The 3,129-nt window shown below is 50.9% G+C and carries 1 rRNA gene; it reads right to left on the bottom strand.

Features of this window, described 5'->3' with window-relative positions:
• Window positions 1-79 precede the first annotated feature (79 nt).
• Window positions 80-2,971: ribosomal RNA gene (locus J4E42_RS29295) — 23S ribosomal RNA — on the bottom strand.
• Between the last annotated feature and the right edge of the window lie 158 nt (window positions 2,972-3,129).

The raw sequence follows: 3,129 nt of genomic DNA, 5'->3' as shown, positions 1-3,129 counted from the left end.
TCTCGAACTTTCGGTTCATTGCGTCTTCACACACCGCAATCTGATGCTCTTTCGAGTAGTCAAATTGCTTGGGTGTTATATGGTCAAGCCTCACGGGCAATTAGTATTGGTTAGCTCAACGCCTCACAGCGCTTACACACCCAACCTATCAACGTCGTAGTCTTCGACGGCCCTTCAGGGGACTCAAGGTCCCAGTGAGATCTCATCTTGAGGCTAGTTTCCCGCTTAGATGCTTTCAGCGGTTATCTATTCCGAACATAGCTACCCGGCAATGCCACTGGCGTGACAACCGGAACACCAGAGGTTCGTCCACTCCGGTCCTCTCGTACTAGGAGCAGCCCCTCTCAAATCTCAAACGTCCACGGCAGATAGGGACCGAACTGTCTCACGACGTTCTAAACCCAGCTCGCGTACCACTTTAAATGGCGAACAGCCATACCCTTGGGACCGGCTTCAGCCCCAGGATGTGATGAGCCGACATCGAGGTGCCAAACACCGCCGTCGATATGAACTCTTGGGCGGTATCAGCCTGTTATCCCCGGAGTACCTTTTATCCGTTGAGCGATGGCCCTTCCATACAGAACCACCGGATCACTAAGACCTACTTTCGTACCTGCTCGACGTGTCTGTCTCGCAGTCAAGCGCGCTTTTGCCTTTATACTCTACGACCGATTTCCGACCGGTCTGAGCGCACCTTCGTACTCCTCCGTTACTCTTTAGGAGGAGACCGCCCCAGTCAAACTACCCACCATACACTGTCCTCGATCCGGATAACGGACCTGAGTTAGAACCTCAAAGTTGCCAGGGTGGTATTTCAAGGATGGCTCCACGCGAACTGGCGTCCACGCTTCAAAGCCTCCCACCTATCCTACACAAGCAAATTCAAAGTCCAGTGCAAAGCTATAGTAAAGGTTCACGGGGTCTTTCCGTCTAGCCGCGGATACACTGCATCTTCACAGCGATTTCAATTTCACTGAGTCTCGGGTGGAGACAGCGCCGCCATCGTTACGCCATTCGTGCAGGTCGGAACTTACCCGACAAGGAATTTCGCTACCTTAGGACCGTTATAGTTACGGCCGCCGTTTACCGGGGCTTCGATCAAGAGCTTCGCGTTAGCTAACCCCATCAATTAACCTTCCGGCACCGGGCAGGCGTCACACCCTATACGTCCACTTTCGTGTTTGCAGAGTGCTGTGTTTTTAATAAACAGTCGCAGCGGCCTGGTATCTTCGACCGGCATGAGCTTACGGAGCAAGTCCTTCACCCTCACCGGCGCACCTTCTCCCGAAGTTACGGTGCCATTTTGCCTAGTTCCTTCACCCGAGTTCTCTCAAGCGCCTTGGTATTCTCTACCCAACCACCTGTGTCGGTTTGGGGTACGGTTCCTGGTTACCTGAAGCTTAGAAGCTTTTCTTGGAAGCATGGCATCAACCACTTCGTGTTCTAAAAGAACACTCGTCATCAGCTCTCGGCCTTAGAATCCCGGATTTACCTAAGATTCCAGCCTACCACCTTAAACTTGGACAACCAACGCCAAGCTGGCCTAGCCTTCTCCGTCCCTCCATCGCAATAACCAGAAGTACAGGAATATTAACCTGTTTTCCATCGACTACGCTTTTCAGCCTCGCCTTAGGGACCGACTAACCCTGCGTCGATTAACGTTGCGCAGGAAACCTTGGTCTTTCGGCGTGGGTGTTTTTCACACCCATTGTCGTTACTCATGTCAGCATTCGCACTTCTGATACCTCCAGCAAGCTTCTCAACTCACCTTCACAGGCTTACAGAACGCTCCTCTACCGCATCACCTAAGTGATACCCGTAGCTTCGGTGTATGGTTTGAGCCCCGTTACATCTTCCGCGCAGGCCGACTCGACTAGTGAGCTATTACGCTTTCTTTAAAGGGTGGCTGCTTCTAAGCCAACCTCCTAGCTGTCTAAGCCTTCCCACATCGTTTCCCACTTAACCATAACTTTGGGACCTTAGCTGACGGTCTGGGTTGTTTCCCTTTTCACGACGGACGTTAGCACCCGCCGTGTGTCTCCCATGCTCGGCACTTGTAGGTATTCGGAGTTTGCATCGGTTTGGTAAGTCGGGATGACCCCCTAGCCGAAACAGTGCTCTACCCCCTACAGTGATACATGAGGCGCTACCTAAATAGCTTTCGAGGAGAACCAGCTATCTCCGAGCTTGATTAGCCTTTCACTCCGATCCACAGGTCATCCGCTAACTTTTCAACGGTAGTCGGTTCGGTCCTCCAGTTAGTGTTACCCAACCTTCAACCTGCCCATGGATAGATCGCCCGGTTTCGGGTCTATTCCCAGCGACTAGACGCCCTATTAAGACTCGCTTTCGCTACGCCTCCCCTATTCGGTTAAGCTCGCCACTGAAAATAAGTCGCTGACCCATTATACAAAAGGTACGCAGTCACCCAACAAAGTGGGCTCCCACTGCTTGTACGCATACGGTTTCAGGATCTATTTCACTCCCCTCTCCGGGGTTCTTTTCGCCTTTCCCTCACGGTACTAGTTCACTATCGGTCAGTCAGTAGTATTTAGCCTTGGAGGATGGTCCCCCCATATTCAGACAAAGTTTCTCGTGCTCCGTCCTACTCGATTTCATGACTAAGAGATTTTCGCGTACAGGGCTATCACCCACTATGGCCGCACTTTCCAGAGCGTTCCGCTAATCTCAAAGCCACTTAAGGGCTAGTCCCCGTTCGCTCGCCACTACTAAGGGAATCTCGGTTGATTTCTTTTCCTCAGGGTACTTAGATGTTTCAGTTCCCCTGGTTCGCTTCTTAAGCCTATGTATTCAGCTTAAGATACCTAACTTATGTTAGGTGGGTTCCCCCATTCAGACATCTCCGGATCAAAGTCTGTTTGCCGACTCCCCGAAGCTTTTCGCAGGCTACCACGTCTTTCATCGCCTCTGACTGCCAAGGCATCCACCGTATGCGCTTCTTCACTTGACCATATAACCCCAAGCAATCTGGTTATACTGTGAAGACGACATTCGCCGAAAATTCGCGATTAAACTCACAAATTTTACCTTAGCCTGAATAAACACCAGTGAAAGTGTTATCCAGTCTATCTTTCTATCACATACCCAAATTTTTAAAGAACGATCTAG

It is taken from the genome of Pseudomonas sp. FW300-N2A2 (assembly GCF_017351735.1).
GTDB lineage: Bacteria > Pseudomonadota > Gammaproteobacteria > Pseudomonadales > Pseudomonadaceae > Aquipseudomonas > Aquipseudomonas migulae.
This window is presented reverse-complemented; position numbering and strand designations above follow the sequence as displayed.